Here is a 1,823-nt window from a genome sequence, read left to right as displayed (position 1 = left end):
ATGGACGCGGGTCGTAGGTGGGGATGCATACGGCGGCAGCTCTAGGTCAAGGCTATGAGAAAACCCGTGGGCCGTTTTAAAGTCTTTCGGCTACGTAAAGTCCACGAGCTATTGGGTTGATGCCCTCGACTTTGCTTGAGCGTTGGCAGCTCTCTTTATAAACGCCGACTAATCTTATGCTGGGCTGTGGCAGCAGACACAAAGCTTGTTACCGTCAGGGTCTCGAAAGTACGCGCCGTAATAGTCGGGATGGTAGTGAGGCCTTAATCCAGGCGCGCCCTCACACGTTCCGCCTAAGGCCAGTGCGGTTGCGTGGCTTCTTCTTACCGCCTCCCGATTGGGTGCAAGTAGCGCCACCATATTTCCATTGCCGGGCTCGCATGCGTTGCCGTCAAATGGCTTTCCTATGTGTAACGGCTTGCAATCGAAAACGCCCCTGCTCGCATTCAACGCATTTCTCAGCTCAGATTAACTGCAATTGACGAAGCCTTCTGGCTCACATTAGCTGCGAGCGAGCTTGCATTGATCTGTGCCGGCTTGCATTCCATTTGCATGGGCTCATATTATTTGCGACTGACCGGTCGTCCATCAATCGAGGTTTTTTCGCCCTCCCTGCGACAGCATTGGCATTGCTCTAGATGGTGACTCATAGCTCAACTGGCGTACGTTTTCGTTCCATTGGACTTGGGGAGCCTAAAACGCCAGTTTGGCTATAAAAAAGTGCGCTTCCGGAGTTTGGCCAAGAACACCGCTCAGATGGTGATGCTGTTCGTGCTGTCGAACTTGTGGATGGCCCGTCGATACTTGTTGGCGAACGTAGGAGAGGTGTGCGCGTGATGCAGGAAATGGCTGCTGCGAAGCGCTTTGCAGTGGCCGAGGGGCTGAAAAATGAAGAGGGTTGATCAATTTTCGACGTGCGTCGCCCTCAAAAAGTGCTGAGGGCTCGATAGCCGGAAAATATCCGGCTATTTCAGAGCATCCCTAAAAAGCAAAATACCACGAAAAATCAAAGATAGTTCCCAGACTCACCAAGCAGAGAAGCGAATAAGTCGCCGATGAGAAAATCTTTCCAGCTAAACGGAGTTGAAGGAATACCATTATAAAAATACACAATAACCTCCCCCTTCATATCAGCCAAGCGCACATTGTCCGCCAGCGTAGATCGGGTATCGCTTGGAACCCTTACTTTCGGATGGCCGTATCCTTTATCCATCACAACACTCGCCAACTGGTGCCTTATAGTAACAGTCATTGAATAATTGCCTTTGTATTTATCAGCCAAATCCTTTAAGCCTTGAGCAGTAAAATAGTTAGTTGACGCCAATGGCCTCTCCCCAGCTTCAACCCCGTTCGCCTTAGTAATTAAACGTCGAATATCTTTAACCGTTGTATTGTTTACATCCAATTCAATTAGTGCCACGCAGTAATTATCCAGATCACGAACCCGGGCAATCGCTATTTTTCCCATCTTTTTGGGCCGAAGGTTTGCCAACCTTCTATCTTCCTCCGCTATTCGCTTATCCTCAGCAAGCTCTTCCGGACTGCGAGGCGGGAAACCCTTCTCCATCAGATTGTCTCGCCAATTAACATAGGCTTCTTGATCAAGAAAGACTCCATCAATTAACAACCAGCCATACGTGGTTTCATCAGGGCAATTTACAAATAATGCGTTACACCCCATCGGCATCTCAAAAGTCTGAGAGTTGAGATTTGATAAAAGCGATTGATCAATCGCTGTTTCTGGTGTATTTCCGAAAATATATTTTTCCAGCAAAATGTCACTCCCTGGTTTTGGTTCTTTATCAAAGTCAAAGGTGAGACTG

The 1,823-nt window shown here is 48.4% G+C and carries 1 protein-coding gene and 1 pseudogene; one reads left to right on the top strand and one right to left on the bottom strand.

The features are described 5' to 3' along the window. Positions 1-693: 693 nt before the first annotated feature. Positions 694-837, top strand: a pseudogene (locus YA0848_RS35600) (IS5/IS1182 family transposase); the annotation flags it as partial. A gap of 169 nt (positions 838-1,006) precedes the next feature. On the opposite strand, the gene YA0848_RS35595 reads toward YA0848_RS35600, so the two are convergent. Next, the coding region (locus YA0848_RS35595; RefSeq protein WP_198731586.1) for a hypothetical protein at positions 1,007-1,823 on the bottom strand (817 nt) is incomplete at its 5' end.

Source organism: Pseudomonas sp. S4_EA_1b (assembly GCF_016307435.1).
Taxonomy (GTDB): domain Bacteria; phylum Pseudomonadota; class Gammaproteobacteria; order Pseudomonadales; family Pseudomonadaceae; genus Aquipseudomonas; species Aquipseudomonas rhodesiae.
This window is presented reverse-complemented; position numbering and strand designations above follow the sequence as displayed.